Below are 23,080 nucleotides of genomic sequence, written 5' to 3'. Positions count from 1 at the left end.
GTCAGAGACGCCCGACGTCCGTGATCGTCACGACCGCCTCGCCGACCTCGTCCGACGCGGCCAGGTCGACCTCGGCGTTGAAGCCCCAGTCCTTGTCGCCCGCCGGGTCCTCGAAGATCTGCCGGCACACCCAGCGCTCGCGCTCGACGTTGATGATCAGGAACGCCGGGCCGCGCGCGTTCGGGCCCGCGCCGAGGTCGCTGTGCTCCTCGAAGTACGGCTCCAGCGCGTCCATCCACTCCTTGGCCGTCCAGCCCGACTCGTGGTCGAGCTCGCCCAGCGAGTACCAGTCGCGCTTCGCGGCGAGCTCCACGCGGCGGAACAGCGCGTTGCGGACCAGCACGCGGAACGCGCGGACGTTGCGGGTGACGGCGGGCGGGAGGTCGACGCGGACCTCCTCCACAGGCGCGTCCGGGTTCGTGAGCTTCTCCCACTCGTCGATCAGCGACGAGTCGACCTGGCGGACGAGCTCGCCCAGCCACGCGATCAGGTCGTTGAGCTCCTCGGTCTTCGCCTCGTCCGGCACCGTCTGCGACAGCGTCTTGTAGGCGTCGGCCAGGTACCGCAGCACCAGGCCCTCGGAGCGGGCGAGGCCGTAGAACGCCACGTACTCCGTGAACGTCATCGCGCGCTCGTACATGTCGCGCACGACGGCCTTGGGGGACAGGTGGTAGTCGCCGACCCACGGGTGGCCGCGGCGGTAGGTGAAGAACGCGGCCTCGAGCAACTCGTTGAGCGGCTTCGGGTACGTGACCTCTTCCAGCAGCTCCATCCGCTGGTCGTACTCGATGCCGTCGGCCTTCATCGCGCCGATCGCCTCGCCGCGCGCCTTGTGCTCCTGCGCGCCCAGGATCTGCCGCGGGTCGTCCAGGATGGACTCGATCACCGACAGCACGTCCAGCTCGTAGCCCGGCGCCTCGCGGTCGAGCAGCTCGATCGCGGCCAGTGCGAACGGCGACAGCGGCTGGTTCAGCGCGAAGTTGAACTGCAGGTCGACGGTGAGCCGGAAGTCGTTGCCGTCGCGTTCCACGACACCGGCCGCGACCAGTGCCTTGTACATCGCCAAAGCGCGCTTGATGTGCCTGAGCTGCTTCGGGCGGTCCTCGTGGTTGTCCTCCAGCAGGTGCCGCATCGCCTGGAACGCGCCACCGGCTGGCCGGCCGATCACGTTCAGCAGCATCGCGTGCGAGACCTGGAACGACGAGGTCAGCGGCTCGGGCTCGGCGCCGACGAGCCGTTCGAACGTCGACTCGCCCCACGACACGAACCCGTCGGGGGCCTTCTTGCGCACGACCTTGCGGCGCTTCTTCGGGTCGTCGCCGGCCTTCGCCAGCGCCTTGATGTTCTCGACCTCGTGCTCGGGCGCCTGCACGACGACCGTGCCGACGGTGTCGTAGCCCGCGCGGCCCGCCCGGCCGGCGATCTGGTGGAACTCACGGGCCTTCAGGATGCGCGTGCGCGTGCCGTCGTACTTCGCGAGAGCCGTGAACACGACCGTGCGGATCGGCACGTTGATGCCGACGCCGAGGGTGTCCGTGCCGCAGATGACCTTCATCAGGCCCGCCTGCGCGAGCTGTTCGACCAGGCGGCGGTACTTGGGCAGCATGCCGGCGTGGTGCACGCCGATGCCGTGCCGGACCAGCCGGGAGAGCGTCTTGCCGAACCCGGACGAGAACCGGAAGTTGCCCATCTTCGCCGCGATGGCCTCCTTCTCCGGCTTCGTCGCGACGTTGACGCTCATCAGCGACTGCGCGCGCTCCAGAGCGGCGGCCTGCGTGAAGTGCACGACGTAGATCGGCGCCTCACGGCCGTGCAGGAGGTCTTCGATCGTCTCGTGCAACGGCGTGGAGACGTACTGGAAGTTGAGCGGCACCGGTCGCTGCGCCGAGCGGACCACCGCGGTCGGCCTGCCGGTGCGGCGGGTCAGGTCCTTCTCGAAGAACGAGACGTCGCCCAGCGTCGCCGACATCAGCAGGAACTGGGCCTGCGGCAGCTCGACGATCGGCACCTGCCAGGCCCAGCCGCGGTCGGGCTCGCTGTAGAAGTGGAACTCGTCCATGACGACCTGGCCGACGTCGGCCGCGGTGCCGTCGCGCAGGGCGATGTTCGCGAGGATCTCCGCCGTGCAGCAGATGATGGGCGCCTGGTCGTTGACGCTGGCGTCGCCGGTCATCATGCCGACGTTCTCCGGCCCGAACACCTCGCACAGCGCGAAGAACTTCTCCGAGACCAGCGCCTTGATCGGCGCGGTGTAGAAGCTGCGCTGGTTCGCCGCCATCGCGACCAGGTGGGCACCGATGGCCACCAGGCTCTTGCCCGACCCCGTGGGCGTGCTGAGGATGACGTTGGCGCCCGAGACGAGCTCGATGACCGCTTCCTCCTGCGCCGGGTACAGCGCCAGGCCGCGCTCGGTCGCCCAGTGGGAGAAAGCGTCGAACAGTTCGTCTTCGTCGGCGATCGAGGTGAGCCGGTCCGTGAGTGCAGTCATCGCAGGTGAACTATAGGTGGTACGCGTATTCGGTGAACTCCCAGTCGGTCACGAACCGCTGGAACCGGGCCACCTCCTCCCACTTGAAGTCCACATAGGACCGCACGAAGTCCTTGCCCAGCACGTCGACCATCGACGTGTCCTCCTCCAGGTAGGCGAGGGCGTCGGGCAGCGTGGCGGGCAGTGTCGGGGCCTTCGACGGGTCGTAGCCGTACCCGGCGGACGGCCGCGGCGGCTCGATCTGGTCGCGGATGCCCAGGTAGGTCGCGGCGATGAGACCGGCGATGCCGAGGTACGGGTTCGCGCTCGCGTCGCCGAGCCGCAGTTCGAGCCGGGTGGTGTCGCCGCGTTCGGCCGGCACCCGGAGCATCGCGCTGCGGTTGTCGAGGCCCCAGTCGATCAGCCACGGAGCGAGCGAGTCCGGCCCGAACCGCTTGTAGGAGTTGACCGTGGGGTTGAGCAGCGCGGCCAGCGCCGGGGCGTGCTTGAGGATCCCGCCGATGGCCCAGCGCGCCTCGTCCGACAGGCCGCTCGTGGTGCCCGGCGCCTGGAACGCGTTGCGGCCGTCCTTCTCGTGGCACGACAGGTGCAGGTGGAAACCGCTGCCGCCGCCGTCGTTGAACGGCTTGGCCATGAACGTCGCCATCCGGCCTTCGCGCCGGGCGAGTTCCTTCACGCTCGTCTTGAAGCGGAACGCGCGATCGGCCGCGTCCATGGCGGGCGAATGGACGAGGTTGATTTCGAACTGCCCGCCCGCGTACTCGTGGTTGCCGCCGGTCGTTTGGAGACCCGCCGAACTGAGTGTGCGAAGAGTTCTCAACAGATGACCGTCCGAATCGCCCCGGCGGCCGGTCGCGTAGACGTTGCCCGGCTCGTCGCAGTAAGGACGCCACCCGTTCGGGCGATCTTCGTCGGGTTCGCACAGAAAATATTCCAGCTCGGGTCCCACGACGGGGGTGAGCCCGGTGGTCTCGAATATTTCCAGCGCCCGGCGCAGCACCTGCCGGGGCGATTCGTCCACCGGTCTCTCGTCGGCCGGGCTCACGGCGTCGCCGATGCACCACGCCACGCCCGGCTCCCACGGGATCGGGAGCAGCGTGTCGAGGTCCGGGACGACGATCACGTCGGGCAGCCCGGCGTCGAGCACACCCCCGGTCTCGGTCGTCTTGCCGCCCGGGGTGGTGCTGTAGACGGCCCGGCAGAACGACAGTCCGCGCTGAATCACCGCAGGTAGGTGCTCTACCAGGACGTCACGGCCCCGGTCGGTGCCGAGCAGGTCGGGGAAGACGACGCGCACCACGTCGATCCCGTCCTCGCCGAGTCTTGCCGCGAGTTCCCGTGTCACCTGTTCACCGACCACGTCGAACTACCTTTCCGGCACAGTGTGTTGCTGGCGCGGAAGGGGATAACGTTGAGGGGCAAACGCTATCGACCCGTCCGTGGAGCAGGGGCCGTCATCGGCCCCCGTCGGTGCTCCACACTCATCGTCCACCACGAGGCAACAGTCCGTAACTGGACGGGTGACGACCGTCACGAGATCATGCACGATGTGGGATCGTGATCAAAGAGGTTGCGGATCGACTCGCACCGCATCACAGACATAGTTCGGAACCGCAAGTATTGTGCCGGGAACACCTGAGCTCGAGCACGGGAGACTTTGAGTTGTCTGGTCACCACACGATTGCCGAGACCGAGAAAGCCGTCCAGGCGAAACTCGGTGCGGTGCCGCTGCATCGCGAGCAGATGGCGGCGGTGTCGAACATCCACCGCGCCGCGACCGCGATTCGCCAGCACCTCGAGAACTCGGTGCTGCGCACCAGCGATCTGACCTGGACCGGCTTCGTCGTGCTCTGGGTCGTGTGGATCTGGGGCGAGATGGAGACGCGGTACGTCGCCGAGGAGGCCGGGATCTCCAAGGGGACCCTGACGGGCGTCGCCAAGACGCTGCAGTCACGGGGCCTGCTGGAGCGCATGGGCCACCCGACCGACGGGCGCCTCGCGGTTCTGCGGCTCACCCCTGAGGGTGAAGAACTGATGGCGGACCTCTTCCCCAAGTTCAACGAGGAAGAAGTCTTCGTCTCAGACCCGCTGGAGTCCTCCGAGGCCCAGTCGCTGGCCGAGATGCTGCGCCGCATGGTGACGCACCTGGAGGCCAACGGGGAGCAGCGCCGGTTGGATCTGCGTGGAGACACGCCGCTGCCGCCTCGGCGGTCCGGGCGGCGCGCCAAGCACGGCTGATCCGACGCCCACTGGGCGACTCACCGGGGGTGAGTCGCCCAATTCGGCGTTCGTTCTCAGTCTGGCCGGTCAGAGGGCAGGCCCCTGACCAGGACTTCAGAGCAGGCTCAGCACCCGCGCGTGCAGCGTGTCCAGGTAGTCCTCGGACTCCGGCTTCATCAGCACGCTGCGCAGCACCCGCGCACCGTCCGCGTCGCCCGTCACCTGCGGGTGGCGGGCGGCGAACGCGCTCTTCGAGGCCCGTGCCACGCTCAGGAAGATCGGGTCGACGGGCGCGTTCATGCCGGTGTCCATCACGCGGTGCGAGGCCGCGTCCACGGCGGACAGCGTGAGCGGGTCGGTGCGCGGGAAGTACGTGACGATGTCGAGCTCGGGCTCCTGGTAGAGCTCCAGCGCGTCCGACTCGCGGATGATCGACGCCCACCGGACGGCCGCCCGCCGTCCGGCAGCCAGCACCTCGCCCAGGCCGTCGCGCGTCAGCGGCAGCAGCCGCAGCGTCAGCCAGAGGCCCGCCGCCGCGGCTCCCGCCCGGGAACACTCCAGGCTGATCTCGCCCAGGTGCAGTTCGTCGGACGTGAAGTAGGTGTACGGGGAGTCGTGCAGGTAGAAGCGGCCCACGGACGGGTCGCGGAACAGGACCGCGCCACAGCCGTAGGGCTGTAGGCCGTGCTTGTGCGGGTCCACCACCACGGAGTCGCACGAGCCGATGGCCTCCCACGGCTCGGGGGCGAGGTCCGTGCCGGCGAGCAGGGTGAAGAAGCCGCCGTACGCGCCGTCCACGTGCACCCGCGCGTCGTAGCGGCGTGCGACGTCCAGCACCAGATTCACCGGTTCGATGGCACCCAGAGCGGTAGTTCCCGGAGTGACCACGACCGTGCCGACCTTGCCGGTCTTCAACAGCTCTTCCAGGGCGTCCAGATCCATGCGGCCAAGGCCGTCCACCGGCACCGGATGGCCCTCGATTCCGAGGACGCCGCACATCCGTGAGTGCGTGTAGTGCGCCTCGGAGGAGTACGCGATGCCACGGCCCGGATGCAGCGAACGGGCCACGAAGAGGGCCTCGAGGTTCGCGATCGTGCCGCTGGACGTCAGGTGACCGAGGTGCTGCTCGCCGTAACCGAACATCGTCGCGAGGCCGGAGACGACCTCACGTTCCATCGCGGCGGTCGCGGGGCCGCCGTCGAGGGCGTGGTTGTTCGGGTTGATCAGCATCGCGGACAGGTAGCCCACCACGGCCGCCGGGTGCGGCGGCTTGAGCATCTGTCCCGCGTAGCGCGGGTGGAAGAACGGGTAGTTGTCGCGCAGGCGGTCCTGCAGCTCGGCGAGCGCCGAGCCGAAGACCGCCGGGTCGACCTGCAGTGACGAGTGGGGTGTGAAGGTGCCGTAGTCGGCTGTCCACTTCTCGTGGTTGGCCAGCGCCTCGTTGAGCCAGTGCTGAAGATCCACCGCGCACACCCCACTCGTTCACGCACACATCCGAATGTTCGAATTTGGACGTTACGGCAGACCCCAGCGCGAAGACGAGCCGTTGGCTTTCACATCACGCGCCGAGGTGTCGGGACGCGTGCCGCGACGGGAGACCACGGCGCTCTGACCTCGGCGAAGCGGGATCTCGACGGCCGAGCCACGGGTTTTGTACTCGAGCCGGCGGCCCCACGTGTCGCGGACGTCGATGTCGCCGGTGATCCCGTGCTCCAGCAACAAAGGCGAGCCCGCCTCCGAGTGGACCTTGACCCAGTCGGTGCGACCTCCGGACCGTGAAGCGTCCACGAGGAACGCGCCTTGCGTGCGCAACGACGAGATGGACGCATCGGCCCAAGTGGACGAAACGGAGGGGAAGACGCGCACGACGTTGTTGTGCGACTGGACCATCATCTCCAGCACGGCCTGGCCGGACATCAACGGCGACTCGATCGCGAGGTTGCCGCCCTCGCGGTAGAAGGTGTTCTCGGTCAGCACGGCGTTCGTGCCGACCTGCTTGCGGTCGAGGAAGTAGCGCAGGAACTGGAGCGCCTCCTCCGGGCGGCCCATCGCCGACGCCATCGCGGACGCGGCGCCGTAGCTGTAGCCCGCCCACGCCTGCTGCCGCGAGACCCAGTGGTCGAACGTCTTGTTGATCAGCGCCTGGTGTTCCGGCATGTCGTACGTCAGTTCGCGCAACGGGTAGAACCACAGCATGTGCGAGAAGTGGCGGTGCGAGTCGTTGAGCGCCACGTCCTTGCCGATCAGCACGCCGTCCGGGCCCAGGGCGTAGGGCACGAGCCGGTTCGCGATGTCGCGCCAGCGGGCGTTCTCCTCGATGGACAGCAACGTGCGCACACCCCAGCGGATCAACGAGAGGTCGTACGTCGTGTCCGTGGCGTTCGCGTACTCCGGTGAGCGCGTCTCCGGCAGATGGAGCTTCCCGTCCGTTCCTTCGACGAGGAACCGGGCGTAGTAGTTGACCGCCTTCGTCAGGATCGGGAAGAGGACGTCCTTGAGGATCTTCTTGTCCATCGTGTGCCGGTAGCCCAGCCAGACGTTGTGGCAGGCCCACAGAAGATTGCCCGTATGGTCGTTCGGCGCCACCCCCGGAACACCGCAGTAGCGCGGTCCCGAACGCAGTGTGCGGTCGCCGGGATGGCAGATCGCGTACGAGTTCCCGTCGCGGTAGGCGGGGTTCACGTTGAGTTCGAGGTTGTGCTCGAACCGCTTCAGCGTCGTCGTCACCGCGTCGAGCTCGTGGTGGTTCGAGCCGTTGACCAGCGGGTACGAGATCTGGACGTTGAGGTTCCACCACACGGCCGTCCAGCTGTTGCCCTGCTCGGGGAACCACGGGCCCCACTCGGAGATGACCGGTGCGTCGGCCCTCGTGGCGGCCGCCATCTTGTAGAGCTGCAACCAGTAGAAGCGCTGCACGAGCTTGTCCGGCACCGAGACCAGCGACTTCGCGAAGTAGGCGTTCCACCAGCGGCGGTGCTGCAGCGTCAGCACCTCGAACGGGATCGCGAGCGCCTGACGCACCTCACGGATCGCGTCGGACGTGTGCGTGTCCGCAGGGTGTGTGTACGCCACGTGGGCCGCGAAACGGCCGTTGCGGGTCTGCCAGGCCGTTGTGTAGCCACCGCCCGCGTGCAGTGGCTGTGCGGCGTAGGAGACGCCGTTGGCCGTGCCCAGGGTCGGCGCCGGGTTGGCCGTGTAGTCCGCCGGCCTGCGGATCTGCCGTGTCGTCGACGACTCCAGCGGCTGGAAACCCCAGGTCACGTCGCCCCTCACCGACGCGAGGAACGTGCTGCGCGAGTTGTGCACGAGCATCGTGAACGTCGCCGAGCCCTGCGTGGTCGTCACGGAGCCCGTGAGCTCGGCGTTCCACAGGTCGAGCGTCCAGTCGACCGCGGTGATCGCGCCGGCGAACTGCAGGGTCAGGTACCCGATCGGCAGCCGGGACAGGCCGACCGCGGCCTCCCAGTGCTCGCGCTGGTCCTGCACCTCCGAGTGGCTGAGCATGAGTTTCAGCTCGTTCGCGGTCCGTCCCGCGTAGACCTGGACGCCGAGGAAACCGTTGGCCAGAAAGGGACTATCGCCCCAATTCGCCGGTAGCCGCCTCCATTCCATCCGAGCGTCCCTGACCACGTCCCGGTGCACGTTGTGACCCGATGTCTCGGGGATCGTCGGTGCTGCGACCGAGGTGCCCGTGCCCAGTGCGGAAGCCCCCACGGCTGCGCCTGTTCCATACAAAAAGGTTCTACGCGACAGCTCTGTCACCGTTCGTCCCTCCCGTGCCGTGGCGGCGGCGAACGGATCTAACCGCAGAAGTCATCCGATGACTAGCGGAGCGCTTGAGCGTTGACACAGATGTGTGAGGGAAATGTTGTTGCACAACGCTGGCCACAGCGGGGGAGTGGCAATTAGCGTCTCGGCACATGTCACCTGTTGCCATGCACATGAGCGACGGTCTCCTGAACGCGCCGGTCTCGGTCGTCTTCCTCGTCGTAGCGGCGGTGGGCGTCGGGTTCGCGTTGGTCAAGGCCCGTGCGGACCTCGACGACCGCACGGCGCCGATGGCGGGCCTGGTGGCCACGTTCATCTTCGCCGTCCAGATGATCAACTTCCCGATCCTGCCCGGCGCCTCCGGCCACCTGCTCGGCGGCGCGCTCGCGGCGATCCTGGTCGGCCCGTACGTCGGCGCGCTGTGCGTGACGATCGTGCTCGTGGTGCAGGCGCTGCTGTTCGCCGACGGCGGCCTCACCGCGCTGGGCGCCAACGTCACCAACATGGCGCTGATCGGCACCGCGACCGGGTTCCTCGTCGCGGTGGCGCTGCGCAAGTTCGCGGAGAAGGGCAAGGGCGGGCTCGCGGCCGTCGCGTTCATCTCGGCGTTCGTCAACACCCTCCTGGCCGCCACCGGCTTCGTCGTCGAGTACGCGATCGGCGGCGCGGGCGGCGTGGAGATCGGCAAGGTCGCGCTGCTGATGTGGGGCCTGCACGCGTTGATCGGCATCGGCGAGGGCCTGATCACCGCCGTCACGGTCACCTCGGTCGCGTCGATCCGGCCCGATCTCGTCCATCTGCTCAAGGGCAGCCAGAAGCCTCTGGAGGTCAGGTCGTGAAGAAGTTCGCCATCGGGTTCGTGTTCGTGTCCCTGCTGATCGCGGGGGTGCTGTCCTACTTCGCGTCCGGCGACCCGGACGGCCTCGACAAGACCGTCGAGGACACCGGTATCGCCGAGCACGCGCAGGAGCACCCGTTCTCCGGCAGCACGTTCGCCGACTACGCGCTCGGCGGTGACGACAAGTTCACCGGCCTCGCGGGCGTGCTCGGCGTCGTCGTGGTGCTGGGTCTCTCGTTCGGCCTGTTCTGGGTGCTGCGCAAGAAGTCCGACGCGTAGTGGGCGGGAGTCACGACGTCCTGCACCACGCCGGCTCCTCGCCGGTGCACCGCCTCGCGCCCCACGTGAAGATCCTCGTGGCGTTCGCGGCGGTGCTGGGTGTCGTGGCGACCCCTCGCACGTGGTTCCCGCTGTTCGGCCTGTACCTGCTGCTGATCGTCGCGGTGTGGCTGGTCGCGCGGGTTCCCGTGCTGTGGTTCGTGAAGCGCGCGGTGATCGAGGTGCCGTTCGTGGCGCTGGCGTTCCTGCTGCCGATCTTCGGCACGGACCCGCGCACCGACTTCCTGGGGCTCTCGGTGTCCGTGGAAGGTTCTCTGGCGGGCTGGAACATCCTCGCCAAGGGCACTTTGGGCGTGTTGATCAGCCTGACCCTGGCCGCCACAACGGCGCCGGGGGACCTGCTGCGCGGCCTGCAGACGTTGCGCGTGCCCGCGCCGTTGATCATGATCGCCACGCTGATGCTGCGGTACGGCGAGGTCGTGGTGGGCGAGGCGAAACGCATGCGCGTCGCCCGCATCTCCCGCGGCGACGACCCGCGCTTCCTGTGGCAGGCGGGGGCGACCGCACGCGCGGTCGGCACGTTGTTCATCCGGTCCTACGAACGTGGAGAGAGGGTGCACCTCGCGATGGTGTCGCGTGGCTGGACGGGCAGTCCGGGAGGCTCCGCGATGATCGTTCCGGAAACCCCCGCCGCCGCTGCCCTGGAGGTCTCGAAGCTCGCGTTCGCCTACCCGGACGGGCACCAGGCGCTGTTCGGCGTCGACCTGCGCGTCGAGCAGGGCGAACGGGTGGCGGTGCTCGGCCCGAACGGCGCCGGGAAGACCACCTTCGCGTTGCACCTCAACGGAGTCCTGTCCGGTGGCTCGGGTTCGATCTCGATCGCCGGCCTGGAGGTCCGCAAGCAGAACCTGCGCGAGATCCGGCGCCGCGTCGGACTCGTCTTCCAGGACCCCGACGACCAGCTGTTCTGCCCGACGGTCTTCGAGGACGTCGCGTTCGGGCCGCGCAACTTCGGCATGTCCGATGTGGACGAACGGGTGGCGCGGGCCTTGGGCGCGGTCGGCATGGAGTCGGTCGCGGACCGCTCACCGCTGCACCTGTCGGGCGGCCAGCGGCGTCGTGTCGCCCTGGCCTCCGTGCTGGCCTGCGCACCGGAGATCCTGGTGCTCGACGAGCCGTCGGCGAACCTCGAACCGGTGGCCCGCCGCGAACTGGCCGAGCTGCTGCTCTCGTTGGCCCCCACCATGCTCATGGTCACGCACGACCTGCCGTTCGCGCTGCAGATCTGCCCCCGCAGCGTGCTGATCGACGACGGCGTGGTCGTGGCGGACGGCCCTACCCGCGAGATCCTCGCCGACTCCGCGCTGCTCGCCCGCCACCGCCTCGAACTGCCCTACGGCTTCCGGCTCGACTGAAGGCCGTTGAGCACGATCTCCGGCAGGTGCGGACGGTGGGCCCGTTCGAGCGGTCCGTCGAGGGTGGCGTGCAGGCTGTCGCGCGGCTCTGACGGCACCACGATCGCGTCGGACATGTCCCGCTTGGCGCCCGCCATCGTCGGGAGGAACGCGGCCAGGTCCGCACCGACGGCCCGGACGTCGTCGTCGCCGAGATCACCCACCGCAGCTGGTCGAAGGTGACGCAGGACTACTGCACGTTCACCGCCGTAGCGATCATCCACTTGCGTGACGGCGAGATCGTCCGCTACGACGACTACATGAACCCACTGCTGCTGCAGGAACTCCTCGGCGTATGACCTTCGACCTGTCCGCGTGGTGCACCTCGGAGCTGGGCAGCCCGGTCGCCTCGGTGTTCTACTCGCGCGAGTCGATCTCGTCGGTCCACGGCGTGCTCCTGGCAGACGGCCGCGAGGCGTACGTGAAGGTCCGCCCGGACGACGGCCGAGGCGCCGCATGCCTCGCCGCACAGGCTTTCCTGGCCACACGAGGATTCCCGTGCCCCCGCCCGCTCACCGCGGTGGTGGTGTCGGGTGGGCTGGCCGTGCACGCCGAAGAACCGTTGCCGGGCGGTGAGGTGCTGCCCGGCTTCTCACCGGACGTGGCCCGGCGCTACGCGGAGGTGTTCGTCCGGCTGATGGCGCTGCTAGCCGACGTCACCGTCCCGCCGCCGCTGCCGTCACCACGCTGGGCCCGTTGGGACCACACCGATCCCGGGCTCTGGCCGACGATCGACTTCCTCGACGCACGGGACCAGAGCGTGGTGCCGCGGTACGTGCTCGACGTGGCCGCACGGGTTCGTACGCGACTACTGGCCACCTCGCTGCCGTGCGTGCTGGGCCACGCGGACTTCGAGGCGCAGAACCTGCGCTGGCAGGACGGCGCGGTGCTGGCCGTGCACGACTGGGACAGCCTGGCGTGGCAGCCGGAAGCGGCACTGGTCGGTGCCGCGTCCGGAGCATTCGCCAACGTGTCGCCACCGGGGCTGGTGCCGGTCGCCAGTTCGGCGGCGTTCATCGAGACCTATCAACGCGGCCGCGGCCGTGTGTTCTCTTTGGAGGAGATGGAGATCGCGTGGGCCGCGAGCCTGTGGACCGCCGTGCACAACGCACGGTGGGAAGTGCTGCACGGCGATCTGACGCCGTCGGGTGACGCAGTGCGTGCTCAGGCTGCGGAGCGGCTGCGGTTGGCGAACGCCTGACCAGCCATCGAACGGTGGGCTGCCGTTCGCGAAGGATCGGTTTGATCGCAACGTGACCAGCTGACCAACTGTCCAGTTTTGGTCCGCATCGAAGCCGCATTTGTTCCAAGCGTTGTCCAGTCGTTGACCACCAGTCGTGAGAGTGCAGACCGGCTTCGACTTGTCGCGCGGCAGTGTCAAAACGTCTCACAAGGCTCCTGTCGGTTGCTGCTGGGATCGTGGGCCGCTTAGCTTCCGGGTACTTGGAATCGCACGAGTCGTGCGTCGTTGGCGCGGCGCGGACACAAGCGTGTGCGGTCAGACGTGCCGTTCATCGAATGTAGGGCGGAGGAGGCGAACGTTGTGAAGTCCGGCGTCTTTGACGTTGACCCGGTTGCGACCCGCGGTCGTCCTGCTTCTCGTTCGGGCGTCTCCGCGGCGAGCGAGATGCGGAAGCTGCGGTCCAGGATGAAGCGGCGTGCGGACAGTCTGCTGTCCGATGCGGCGCTGGCCGAGGAACTGGGGGAGGCGGAACTCGCCGACACGCTGCTGGCGGCGTCGTTGCTGGCCGAGTCAGCCGGCCGTTCCGAGCGGTCGCGCGTGAAGCCTGCACGCAGGAAGCGTGAACTGGTCGAGCAGGCCCGCCCGGTCGTGGTGCGGCGCCCGGCGAACCCGCCGATGAAGTCGCTGCGGCACGTCGGCACCGAACGGTGGGGCCGCAGGCTTCCTCGCCCGCGTGATGGTGCGTTCGTCACGAACTTGACCTCCGTTCTCGCTGCCGGATCGTCTGGCACCACGTCTCAGCTTCGCCGCAGTTCCTATGTCGTCTATCAGATGGAATCGCCACAGTTCCCCGGCATCTCTGGTTTGGTGCGCCGAGCGGCCCAACTGTCGTGGTCGCGTGCGATCGCCGAATGTGGAGCGTGGCTGGCTTCGTCGTATGGAGTGACGCTTCACGGCATTGGCTCGTGGACGGGCGAGGGCAAAACCGCGTTCTTGCACACGCTGTTCGGCATCGTGGTGAATGGCCGGTCGGGTCGAATTCGGTGCGAGAGGTCGAGGTCGATCAGAGGGAGCTGCTCGGTGCATTGCTACCAGCCAATGCTGTTCGTCGGGCTGGGAGGCACCGGCTGCCGTGTGGGTGCCGAGCTCGAACGCCGGATGCGTGCAGAACTTCGCGGCCCGTGCGAAACAGGGTTTCAGTACAACTGGGCGCGCGAAGGTTATCAGCTGCCTTCGTGCCTGCAGTTCCTCTACGCGGACCTGTCCGAAGGTGAGGACGATTGGCTCCGATCGTCGTATGGTCCAGGCGGTGATTTCCTGGCGCCAGCGTTGTCCGCGTGGCAGGCCACGCCCGAGGACCGGTGGAATCGCCTCCCGGCTGCCGTTGAGAGTGCGCATCGGCTCATCCGCCTGCGTTCGTGCCGGCTGGTGACGGTGTCGGAAGCGACGATGGCCCTCGCCGAGTCGATTCCGTTCGTCGCCCCTCGGCCGTCGACGAAACCAGTCCGTGTTCTGGCCGATTTCAAGAGTGGCGGCTCGACGCTCGTGCCCTGTCCGCGCAGCCAGGTTCCGCGTGAACGATTGCCGGCGGACTCGCTTTGGTTGAGCTGGAGCTGTGGGGAGTCTGCCGCGACTGTCGTCGCACGCGCATGGAGTCCGGTTGTTGTGTTGCCGCGAGGTGCTGGGCGGCAGCTGCGACCGTCGCTCAGCTCGTCCGTAAGCGCAGTTCAGCTGTCTTTCTGGGTGCACATCAGGCCGCGCGAGTGTGCTGGCGGTGCCACCACTGCTTCACGTTGCTCGTTCGTCGCCTTCTCGGTCGCCGGAGGGACCGGCGGTGGCATCGGAGTGCGGTTCACACTGCCGCGACCCGTGACCGAGCAGCACGAACCCGCCCTCGCGACGAGCTCTGGCGCAGACGACGGAAGCATCCGCCGGGCGGCTGCTCCCCGGAGCTGTCGTGCGACGGCGCTGTCGTCCGCCGGTCCCGGCACCGCTCGTATGCCTGCGAGGCCCTGTCGTGTGCGCGGGCCGGTTGTTCCCGGCCGGCATGGCACGAGGAAATCTCCGGTCGGTCGAGACCGTCGGCCGGTGAGCTGCCTGGTCAGAGCTGTCGACCGGCACGTCGCGGCTCGATAACTCATTCTTCTGCGGCCGCGATGCCGCAGGAAACCCCGATCGCAATCGTTCTGTTGGCGCAGGCGGGCAGTCGGGAAAGGATCAGAGATGGTGACATCTCTTGATCGCGGGAGCGATCCCGTGCAAGAAGAGTCAGCAGGCCCCCCGCTGCAACGGGGGGCCTGCTGCTGTCATTGACCACTTTTGGTCAATTTTCTATCCATGGTCTTCAGGTTGACTCGATGTCCTTTTCTTTGGTGGATCCGAGGCGAGCCGAAGGTTGGTTAGCGCAAGCACGGTTTGCTTCTGGTGTGGAATACCTTTGCCTCGGCTGACTTTCTTGCGGGACTGTCCTGTTTTGTGTCCAATTTCGGATCCCTGATTTTGAGGTCTCTTTGCGCCGGAGGTTTGCGCCGGGTGTTTTCCTCTGGTATTCCTGTGTGGTCGCACTCGTGTTTGGTCGGTGTGGCCGCCAAGATCATCTGATCGAGGCGAGACTTACTCAGACGGTCGACAAGGCCTGCCTGCGCCAACCAGAACAATTCCATAGCGATTGGAGAACCGTGAACCAGAAAACTTCAGCTGCGACGCTGATCGTGCTGGGTGTCCTCTCCTTCCTGGTGGTCCTGCTGCACATGGGTCACCCCCTCAGCACCGCGCTGCTCGCAGCGGGTGCCGGGGGCGTGATCGCGGCGGAGATCGCCCACCGGTTGCTCGGTGGTCCGGAAGCGCCGCCCCCGCCCGGTGTTCTCACCAGGTTGCGACCGCTCACGTAGGACACGTCCGGTCGGCTCCGGTGCCCGCTTTGCAGAGCGGGCACCGGAGCCGTCCCTCGAGACGAAGGAGAACGACATGAACGAACCCGACGTCGTTGCCCAGCGGATCGACGGACTCGTCCTCGACCTGCGCCGGGCTCACCGTGAGGACGGGGAACCGTCTTTCGACGTCATGGCTCGCCGCGCTGGCTACTCGAAGGCGACCCTGCACCGCGTGCTCAAGGGCGCGGATCTTCCGAAGTGGGACGTGCTGCGTGCATTCTTGACGGCTTGCCGGGTCGCCGAGAGCGAGATGTCGCGATGGAAGGCCCGCTGGATCGAGATCAGGGACCTGATCGACCCGATTCCAGCGTCCACAGCAGGTGCGCTCGTGACGTCCCGAGTGGACGAGGTGTGCGACCGATGCGGACTGCGCGTTGGTGACCGGGGCGTGCACGACCAGTGGCACGACCAGTTCGTGCCACGCCGCACCCTGACCTCTGTACCGGCTTAGCAACATCGCGAAAGGGCCCTGCGGGAGTGTGAACTCCCGCAGGGCCCTTTCGCGTGGATCAGCCTGCCGCGCGCCGCCGCCGTTCCGCCAGCACGGCGGACAGGTACGGGTGCGGATGCGTGTACTCCACCCGAGGCGACCGGATCGCCGCGCCGACGTCCTCCGACAACCGCGACCCCAGATCCCACCGGGCCTGCTCGGAGAGCTCGTGGTAGCGGCTCAGGTACTGCCGGACCGCCAGCGCCAGCTCGTCCGGCAGTTGCGACAGGTCGAGCCCGGCGGCCCAGTCCGCGAGCTGCGGAGGCATGACGGCGAGCTCCACCTCCTGGCGGGGCACGCGCGTGTGGATCACGACGGTGCCCGCGAGGTAGTCGCCGACCCGCTTGCCCTTCTCCGAGAACAGCGAGACGAACAGGGCGATGGCACCGCCCAGGCCGAGGAGCCAGAAGTCCACGACGAAGCCGGCCAGCGAGCGCACCAGGGCGTGACGGAAGCGGATCGCGCCGCCGTCGTCGCGCACCACCCGCAACCCCATGGCGAGCTTGCCCAGCGAACGGCCGCGCGTCGCGGTCTCCATCGCCGTCGGGAAGCCGATCATCACGGCTATCAGCAGCGCGAGCGCGACCGCGGACTGCAGCGCGTTGTCGATGTCGATCGGCGCCATCACGAACATCAGCACGAGCAGGCCGAACTGCACGGCCACGTCGATCGCGAACGCGACCGCCCTGCTGGCCAGTTGTGCGACGCGCAGGTCAAGAACTACCGCTTCACCGGTGACTAGGTCCCCCACGCGGATAGTGTGACTCATCGTGGATCTGGACGTCTTCATCGATCGCCACCGCGCGTCGTGGCAGCGGCTCGAGCAGCTGGTCAAGCGCTCCGGCCGGCTCGACGGGGCCGAGGCCGACGAGCTGATCGAGCTCTACCAGCGGGTGACGACGCACCTGTCGGTCGTGCGCAGCCAGATGCCGGACCCCGCCACCGTCGAACGGCTGTCGGCGCTGGTCGCACGGGCGCGGTCGGTGCTGACGGGCACGCACACGCCGGCCTGGCGGACGTTCACGCGCTTCTTCACCCACCGGCTGCCCGCCGCGATCTACCGAGGCTGGCGGTGGTGGGTACCGGCCGGACTCGCGTTCTACCTGGTCACGGGCATCATCGCGGCGTGGATCGCGGCCAACCCGGACGTGCAGGCCACCATCGCCGCGCCCGACGAACTGCGCGAGATGACGAGGGTCGGCGGCGGCTACGAGTCGTACTACTCCAGCGACCCGGCCGGTTCGTTCGCGGCGAAGGTGTGGACGAACAACGCCTGGATCGCCGCCGCCTGCCTGCTGCTGGGCGTGCTGTTCGCGATTCCGCCGATCTACCTGCTCTTCACCAACGCCCTGAACGTCGGCGTCGGCATTGGGCTGATGTTCGGCGCGGGACGCGGAGAGCTGTTCCTCGGGCTGTTGGCGCCGCACGGGCTCTTGGAGCTCACGGCGGTGTTCGTCGCGGCCGGCATCGGCATGCGGCTCGGCTGGCAGGTGATCGACCCCGGCAAGCGCACCCGTGCCCAAGCCCTGGCGACAGAAGGCCGGTCGGTCGTCGCGGTGGCGCTCGGACTGGTCCTGGTGCTGCTGGTCGCCGGTGTGCTGGAGGGCTTCGTGACGCCGTCCGGGCTGCCGACGTGGGCCCGCGTCGGCATCGGTGTGGTGGCCGAGGTGCTGTTCCTGCTCTACGTCTTCGTGATCGGGCGCCGGGCCGCGCAGCAGGGCGAGACGGGTGACATGGACGCGACCGAACGTGAGGACGTCGCGCCCGTCGCTGTTTAGAGCTTTCCCGCAGCCTTCAACGAGAGATAGCGGTCCGCGAGAGCGCGCGGCAGGTCATCGGGCAGTGCGTCCACCACGTCGACACCGTGCCGTGCGAGCAACGCGGTGAGCCGGCGGCGTTCGGCCAGAGTCCGTTCCGCGGCAGCTGCGGCGTACACGGCCTCCAGGTCGCCACGTCCGGCGGCCATCGCGTGCACCGCCGGGTCGGACACCGACGCGATCAGCAGGTGGTGCCGTGACGCCAGCGTCGGCAGCAACGGGATCAGGCCGTGCTCGATCGACGGTTCCAGCGACGTCAGCAGCACGACCAGCGAGCGTCGACCGGCGCGGCGCAGGACCTCGGCGACGGCGCCGCGGGCGTCGAACTCGACCAGTTCGGCCTCCAGCGGTGCCATGGCCTGCACGAGCACCGGCAGCGTGGCGCGCGGTACCGAGGCGCGCACCTTGTGGCTGAACGCCAGGAAGTCGACCTGATCGCGGGCCTGCGATGCCAGGGCGGACAACAACAACGCGGCGTCCATCGACGTGTCCAGGCGTGGCAGGCCGCCCAGCGCGCCGTCCACGCGTCCCGCCGAGGTGCGGGCCGTGTCGAGCACGATCGTCACCTGACGGTCGCGTTCCGGGCGCCACGTGCGCACCACCACGTCCGACGACCGCGCCGACGCACGCCAGTCGATCGAGCGCACGTCATCACCGATCACGTACGCGCGTAGTGAGTCGAACTCCGTGCCCGCGCCACGGATCAACGAAGCGCGGCGACCATCAAGTTCACGCAGGCGTTCCAGCAGCGGCGGCAGGTGGCGACGGCTGTGGAACGGCGGTAGCGCGCGCACTGTCCACGGCACGACGTGTGAGCCTTGCCGGGCCGCGATGCCCAACGGACCGTGGGAACGCACGGTCACACGGTCCGCGACGCGATCGCCGCGACGCACGGGCCGTAGCTCGAACGACAGCACACGAGACCCACCAGCGGGCACGTCGACCGGAACCCTGTCGGCGACCACACCGGCAGAAGGCGCCCATGCGTCACGTAGAACGCCACGTAGCCGACGGCCGGGGTTGTGCACCGTCAGCTGCACCACACACGGCTCGCCCGTGCGCACAGAGGTCGCCCCCGCGCGCGAGAACGTCAACCGCCGGACACCTGCCGCCAGCACGAGGTCGACGGCCACACACGCCACCAACACACCGAGCAAGAGGAGAATCCCTTGCCACGAAGGCAAGAGAAGCCCGACGACGAGAACCCCGATGAGCGCGAGAAGTCCCGCGCGGCCCGTGAGCGCCACGTCAGCGCGGCACCTGAACAGCGCCGAGCACGCCGTCCAGCACGCCGTCGGCCGTCACGCCCTCCAGTTCGGCTTCCGGCCGCAGTTCCAGCCGGTGCCGCAACGCAGGCCGTGCGAGCGCCTTCACGTCGTCCGGCGTCACGTAGTCACGGCCCGAGAGCCACGCCCACGCGCGCGCAGCGGCCAGCAGAGCCGTGGCGCCACGCGGAGAAACACCCAGACGCACGGCCGGTGACTGACGCGTCGCACGGCACACGTCCACGACGTACGCGATGACCTCGGGAGCCACGACCAGCGAACGCACTGCCGCCGTTCCCGCCTCCAGGTGCGCGGCGCTCGCGACCGGGTTCAACGACGACAGGTCACGCGGGTCGAAACCGGAAGCGTGCCGCGTCAGCACGTCGATCTCGTGCTCCCGCGCCGGGATCGGCATCGTCACCTTCAGCAGGAACCGGTCGAGCTGCGCCTCGGGCAACGGGTAGGTGCCCTCGTACTCCACCGGGTTCTGCGTCGCCACGACGATGAACGGCGACGGCAGCGGCCGCGTCTTGCCGTCGGCGGAGACCTGCCGTTCCTCCATCGCCTCCAGCAACGCGGACTGCGTCTTCGGCGGCGTCCGGTTGATCTCGTCGGCGAGCAGCAGGTTCGTGAACACCGGGCCCTCGCGGAACGAGAACGCCGCGTTGTGCGAGTCGTAGACCAGCGACCCCGTCAGGTCGCCGGGCATCAGGTCCGGCGTGAACTGCACGCGCGTCGTCGACAGGTCCAACGCGCGCGCGAGAGCACGCACGAGCAACGTCTTCGCGACGCCCGGAACACCCTCCAACAGCACGTGTCCCTTGCACAGCAACGCGAGGATCAACGACGTCACGGCGGCATCGTTGCCCACCACGGCCTTGCCGATCTCCGCGCGCAACGCCACCAGCGCCGTACGGGCTTCCTCGGTGGTGACCACTGCCGTCATGCCTTGCGCACCTCGTTCTCCAGAACGTCCAGCTCGTGGGCCAGCGCGACCAACCCCCGGTCGTCCACCGGCTCCCTGTCGTCAAGCAGCGCCCGTACCGTTGCGACGGGACGCGAAGTCCTGCGGGCGATCTCCTCGGACGGATCGTCGCCCTGCGGCACCCCCAGCAGCGGCGCCAGCCGGTCACGGGTCGCCTGGCGCAGCACGGAAGCGGCGTGCGGGGCGGCGTGCGACCGGCGGTACAGCCGCGCCCTGCCCTCCACCGTCTCGGCGGCGCGCACCACGACCGGCAGCGGTTCGGGCACCACCCGGCCGAGCCTGCGGGCCCGCCACAGCGCTATCAGCACGGCCGCGACGCCGAGCTGGAACGCGCCGAACTTCCAGCCGTCGGGGATCAGGTCGGTCAGCGACTTCTGCTGCGACCGGTCCGCCGCCGACGGCACGTACCAGACCAGCCGTTCGTGCTGGCCCAGCAACGACAACGCGAGTGCCGCGTTGCCCTCGGAGTCGATGTCGCGGTTGGTGAAGATCCCGCCGTAGCCGATCATCGTCACCGTGCCCGTGCGGACCAGCGTCGAGTCGTAGCACCGCTGTTCGCCCTCGTAGACGAACCCGCCCGTGGTCGCCCGGCCGGCCTTGGCCGCCAGCGGGCAGCCCGGATCGCGGGTCTCGGGCTCCAGCCTGCTCACCCCGGTCGCGGGCGCGAGGAGCACGGTCGCCGCGGCCCGGTCGCTCAGGTCCGCGAGCCGGTCCGGGTCGATGAGGTTCGGCTGCGTCACGAACAGCGTCGCACCGTCCACTGAGGACGCGTTGTCGGTGAGCTCGACGCGCACACCGTTCTGCTCCAGCAGCTTCGCGACCGCGTGGCTGCCGTCCGGCTGGAACGAGCGGGGGTCGAGCGCGCCGCCCTCGCCGCCGCCGCGCAGCAGCGTGATCACGATCGCCGCGAAGAGGATGATCACGCCGATCAGCACGGGACCGCGCGCGGCCGTCCAGATCCTCCCGGCGTCGGGGGACACCGCCGTCATGCGCGCACCTTGCCGTCCACGGAGACCAGCGCCTGGTACCCCTCCGCCGTCGCGGGCCTGCCGCCGTACCAGACGTCGTCGAACTGCACCGCCGCGCCGCGCAGGTCGCCGGCGAGCACCGGAAGTGCCTGGCCCGCCTCGAAAGCGACCTCGTCCACGGTGCGTCCGGCCCGTGCGTCGAGCACGCCCCGTTGCTCCAACTCTCGCACCACCGCGCGGAAGCGTTCACGCACGGCCTCGGCGAAGTCGCCCGCGGCCGCGGCCTTCTCGGCGGCGGCCCGGTGCTCGGCCGCCGTCATGACGGTCGAACCGAACACCTTGCCGCTCGATCGCAACGCACGGCCGGTGCGTCCCACACGGAGCCGGACGACGATGACGATCAGCACCACCACGGCCACGACGATCACGACTGCGGTGAGGCCGCTCATGCCGCCCGCCCCGGCGAACAGTTCGCCGAGGCGTTCCAGCACCCAGTCGACGGCGCGTTCCAGCGGGTTCGGGTCGTCGGAGACGTACGCCGGGTCGCTGAGCTCCCGGACGGCCGCCTCCCTCGCCTCGTCGCGGCCGAGATCTACCGGTACGTCAGATACCGCCATGCCCTGCGGCCCGCTGGAGTTCGATGTCCATGCCCTCGGAACGCATCCGGCGGTCGACGTAGAGCAGCACGGTCACCGCGGAGCTGAACGGCAGCGTGATCGTCGAGGCGATGATCGCGCCGATCGTCGACAGGACCAGCGAACCGGCGCTGAACGCCGCCGACGGGTCGGCGGAGAAGCCGGTCGTCGCCGCGCCCAGCAGACCGAACGGCAGGCTGATGATCCAGCTGATCACCCAGCCGATCACGACGGTGAGCAGCAGGATGCCGAACGTCCGCCACCAGGCGCCGTCCACGAGCTTCTTCGACCGGCCGAACGCGGCCGTGACGCCGCAGCGCTCCAGCACCAGCGCGGGCGTGACCAGGGCGAACAGCACCCACAGCCAGACGCCGGGCACGATGCAGAGGACCAGGCCGACGGTGATCACGAGGCCGGAGAGCAGCGTCGCGCCGAGCAGCGGGAGCAGCCGGGGCTTGAACTCCTCCCACGCCTGCGCGAACGTGACCGGCTTGCCCAGCACGGCGTGGCCCACGATGACGGTGATGAAGCCCGACAGGAACACCGTGCCGATCAGCAGCAGCAGGACGCTGAGCAGCGTGCCGGTGAAGAAACCGGTGATGGCACCGGTGAGCTGGTCCATCGCCTGTTCCTGCGTGACCGTGTTCGGGTCGAGCGTCACGACCGCGGTGAGGTCGTCGAGGAACGGCAGCTGCACCAGCAGGCCGACGATCTGCGTGACAGCGGCGACGATCGCGGCCGCGCCGATGATCAGCTTCGGGTAGCGGCGCATCGTCGTGATGGCGCCGTCGACGATCTCGCCGACGGCGAGCGGCCGCAGCGGGATCACGCCGGGCTTGATCGTCGGGCCCGCCCCGGGCGGCGGCGGGGCGTTGTAGCCCGGCTGCTGGCCGTACTGGGGCGGCTGCTGCCCGTACTGCGGCTGCTGCGGCTGGTTCTGGGGCTGGTCCGGTGAGGACCAGCCGGGCGTTTCGGACATCTCGGCTACCCCCGGTCGTGGTGTGAGCGGCATCCTGCCAGATCAGGCCCACCGCCACCCGGCAACCTGATCACGAAACGAGCTCGGTCCGCGCCTTCGAAGGTGTCGTGCGTCGCATGCCCGCGCTGACGCACCTCTTCACCACCTGAGGTTGCTCCCGCATGAGCCGCAGCCCGCGCCTGACCAGCGTCGGGACCGGCTTGCGGGCCTCGGCGACGTCACGGGCGAACCGGCGCACGAACGTGACGGGCGGACTGGGCGCGAGCACGATCGCGTCCCGCAGCACCCCGGCCTCCTTCGCGCCCTGGACCAGCAGGTCCGCGAACAGGCCTTCCGCGATGAACGCGGGCGCGTCACCGAGTTCGATCACCTGGGTGCCGACCGCGCGGTCCTCGCTGATGGAGTAGACCGGCGCCTCGACCCTGCCCGTGTCCGACAGCTCGATCACGGCGCGCAGCGCCTTGTCGGCGTTCCACGAGCGGACGTCGTCCCAGTCGGCGCGGCCGTGCTCGTCGCGGGGGAGCAACGGGTCGTCGCCGTCGCGGTAGAAGTCGTCGAGGCGCAGGACCGGCCAGCCGAGGTGGGCGGCGAGTGTCGACTTGCCTGAGCCGGAGGGTCCGGCGAGCAGCACGGCACGAGGGATGGGCACGGAACGCGATCCTCGCACATGACTCGGCCCCTGCCCTGTGAGGTCGTCAGGTGAGAGACGCGGTCGAGAGTCCCGGAGGCGGTGCCGTCGCGACGCCCTCATACCGGGCGTATTCGGGCGTTGCGGCGG

At 68.8% G+C, this 23,080-nt stretch carries 21 protein-coding genes and 1 pseudogene; 10 read left to right on the top strand and 12 right to left on the bottom strand.

The annotated features are described in order from the left end of the window. Position 1: 1 nt before the first annotated feature. On the bottom strand, positions 2 to 2,488 hold the full coding sequence (locus PV646_RS32140) for a DEAD/DEAH box helicase (protein WP_500346048.1): 2,487 nt from the start codon (positions 2,486 to 2,488) through the stop codon (positions 2 to 4). A 10-nt stretch (positions 2,489 to 2,498) separates the two neighbouring features. Continuing rightward, a complete protein-coding gene (locus PV646_RS32135; protein ID WP_500346047.1) occupies positions 2,499 to 3,848 on the bottom strand; it encodes a glutamine synthetase family protein in 1,350 nt (449 codons plus the stop codon). Positions 3,849 to 4,150: 302 nt separating this feature from the next. On the opposite strand from PV646_RS32135, the gene PV646_RS32130 reads away from it, so the two are divergent. Beyond that, the gene (locus tag PV646_RS32130) at positions 4,151 to 4,726 is read left to right on the top strand and encodes a MarR family winged helix-turn-helix transcriptional regulator (protein WP_065920564.1); all 576 of its coding nucleotides are present in this window, start codon (positions 4,151 to 4,153) and stop codon (positions 4,724 to 4,726) included. 96 nt (positions 4,727 to 4,822) lie between these two features. Here PV646_RS32130 and PV646_RS32125 read toward each other — a convergent pair whose 3' ends face one another. Next, positions 4,823 to 6,172 carry a pyridoxal phosphate-dependent decarboxylase family protein gene (locus tag PV646_RS32125; RefSeq protein WP_500346046.1) on the bottom strand — a complete coding sequence of 450 codons (1,350 nt, stop codon included), beginning with the start codon at positions 6,170 to 6,172 and terminating at the stop codon, positions 4,823 to 4,825. 51 nt (positions 6,173 to 6,223) lie between these two features. After that, positions 6,224 to 8,470, bottom strand: a complete 2,247-nt coding sequence (locus tag PV646_RS32120) for a glycosyl hydrolase family 95 catalytic domain-containing protein (protein ID WP_500346045.1) — start codon at positions 8,468 to 8,470, stop codon at positions 6,224 to 6,226. Between the two features lie 158 nt (positions 8,471 to 8,628). Here PV646_RS32120 and PV646_RS32115 point away from each other — a divergent pair, with 158 nt between their 5' ends. The 4 genes and pseudogenes from PV646_RS32115 (at position 8,629) to PV646_RS32100 (ending at position 11,008) form a co-directional block, all read left to right on the top strand. Beyond that, on the top strand, positions 8,629 to 9,315 hold the full coding sequence (locus PV646_RS32115; protein ID WP_500346044.1) for an energy-coupling factor ABC transporter permease: 687 nt from the start codon (positions 8,629 to 8,631) through the stop codon (positions 9,313 to 9,315). Further along, complete coding sequence (locus tag PV646_RS32110) at positions 9,312 to 9,593, top strand: PDGLE domain-containing protein (protein WP_319973283.1); 282 nt, start codon at positions 9,312 to 9,314, stop codon at positions 9,591 to 9,593. The genes PV646_RS32115 and PV646_RS32110 overlap by 4 nt, the downstream gene beginning before the upstream one ends. Next, positions 9,593 to 10,231, top strand: a pseudogene (cbiQ, locus tag PV646_RS32105) (cobalt ECF transporter T component CbiQ); the annotation flags it as partial. The gene PV646_RS32110 and the pseudogene cbiQ, both read left to right, overlap by 1 nt. Positions 10,232 to 10,261: 30 nt before the next feature. Then, positions 10,262 to 11,008 (top strand): energy-coupling factor ABC transporter ATP-binding protein, encoded by a 747-nt coding sequence (locus tag PV646_RS32100; protein ID WP_500346506.1) that lies wholly within the window; start codon positions 10,262 to 10,264, stop codon positions 11,006 to 11,008. On the opposite strand, the gene PV646_RS32095 is transcribed toward PV646_RS32100, so the two are convergent. Then, a complete protein-coding gene (locus PV646_RS32095; RefSeq protein ID WP_500346043.1) occupies positions 10,987 to 11,211 on the bottom strand; it encodes a hypothetical protein in 225 nt (74 codons plus the stop codon). The two genes, PV646_RS32100 and PV646_RS32095, sit on opposite strands and share 22 nt — an antisense overlap. Before the next feature lie 131 nt (positions 11,212 to 11,342). Here PV646_RS32095 and PV646_RS32090 point away from each other — a divergent pair, with 131 nt between their 5' ends. From PV646_RS32090 to PV646_RS32075, 4 genes are all read left to right on the top strand, one after another. Beyond that, positions 11,343 to 12,248, top strand: a complete 906-nt coding sequence (locus PV646_RS32090; RefSeq protein ID WP_500346042.1) for a phosphotransferase — start codon at positions 11,343 to 11,345, stop codon at positions 12,246 to 12,248. A 303-nt stretch (positions 12,249 to 12,551) separates the two neighbouring features. After that, positions 12,552 to 14,366 (top strand): tubulin-like doman-containing protein, encoded by a 1,815-nt coding sequence (locus PV646_RS32085; RefSeq protein ID WP_500346041.1) that lies wholly within the window; start codon positions 12,552 to 12,554, stop codon positions 14,364 to 14,366. Between the two features lie 542 nt (positions 14,367 to 14,908). Further along, entirely contained in the window at positions 14,909 to 15,121 is a 213-nt protein-coding gene (locus PV646_RS32080; protein WP_500346040.1) for a hypothetical protein, read from the top strand. Between the two features lie 76 nt (positions 15,122 to 15,197). Further along, positions 15,198 to 15,614, top strand: a complete 417-nt coding sequence (locus PV646_RS32075) for a helix-turn-helix domain-containing protein (RefSeq protein WP_500346039.1) — start codon at positions 15,198 to 15,200, stop codon at positions 15,612 to 15,614. 58 nt (positions 15,615 to 15,672) lie between these two features. Here the strand turns inward: PV646_RS32075 and PV646_RS32070 are convergent, their stop codons facing one another. Continuing rightward, on the bottom strand, positions 15,673 to 16,404 hold the full coding sequence (locus PV646_RS32070; RefSeq protein ID WP_500346038.1) for an RDD family protein: 732 nt from the start codon (positions 16,402 to 16,404) through the stop codon (positions 15,673 to 15,675). 19 nt (positions 16,405 to 16,423) lie between these two features. On the opposite strand from PV646_RS32070, the gene PV646_RS32065 reads away from it, so the two are divergent. Further along, positions 16,424 to 17,431, top strand: coding sequence for a stage II sporulation protein M (locus PV646_RS32065; protein WP_500346037.1), 1,008 nt, complete (start codon positions 16,424 to 16,426; stop codon positions 17,429 to 17,431). Here PV646_RS32065 and PV646_RS32060 read toward each other — a convergent pair. The 6 genes from PV646_RS32060 to PV646_RS32035 form a co-directional block, all read right to left on the bottom strand. Further along, on the bottom strand, positions 17,428 to 18,717 hold the full coding sequence (locus tag PV646_RS32060) for a DUF58 domain-containing protein (protein ID WP_500346036.1): 1,290 nt from the start codon (positions 18,715 to 18,717) through the stop codon (positions 17,428 to 17,430). The genes PV646_RS32065 and PV646_RS32060 overlap by 4 nt on opposite strands. 1 nt (position 18,718) lies before the next feature. Next, a complete protein-coding gene (locus PV646_RS32055) occupies positions 18,719 to 19,681 on the bottom strand; it encodes an AAA family ATPase (protein WP_500346035.1) in 963 nt (320 codons plus the stop codon). After that, entirely contained in the window at positions 19,678 to 20,709 is a 1,032-nt protein-coding gene (locus PV646_RS32050; RefSeq protein WP_500346034.1) for a DUF4350 domain-containing protein, read from the bottom strand. Before PV646_RS32050 ends, PV646_RS32055 begins: the two co-directional genes overlap by 4 nt. Next, positions 20,706 to 21,305 carry a DUF4129 domain-containing protein gene (locus PV646_RS32045; RefSeq protein ID WP_500346033.1) on the bottom strand — a complete coding sequence of 200 codons (600 nt, stop codon included), beginning with the start codon at positions 21,303 to 21,305 and terminating at the stop codon, positions 20,706 to 20,708. Before PV646_RS32045 ends, PV646_RS32050 begins: the two co-directional genes overlap by 4 nt. Next, positions 21,292 to 22,302 (bottom strand): DUF7847 domain-containing protein, encoded by a 1,011-nt coding sequence (locus tag PV646_RS32040; protein WP_500346032.1) that lies wholly within the window; start codon positions 22,300 to 22,302, stop codon positions 21,292 to 21,294. The genes PV646_RS32045 and PV646_RS32040 overlap by 14 nt, the downstream gene beginning before the upstream one ends. A 70-nt stretch (positions 22,303 to 22,372) precedes the next feature. Further along, complete coding sequence (locus PV646_RS32035; RefSeq protein WP_500346031.1) at positions 22,373 to 22,951, bottom strand: uridine kinase family protein; 579 nt, start codon at positions 22,949 to 22,951, stop codon at positions 22,373 to 22,375. Positions 22,952 to 23,080: the final 129 nt, after the last annotated feature.

The sequence above is a fragment of the Streptomyces sp. ID05-26A genome (genome assembly GCF_033794685.1).
Taxonomy (GTDB): Bacteria; Actinomycetota; Actinomycetes; order Mycobacteriales; family Pseudonocardiaceae; genus Lentzea.
Note: the sequence above shows the minus strand (reverse complement) of the source record. Positions and strands in the feature narration are given on the sequence as shown.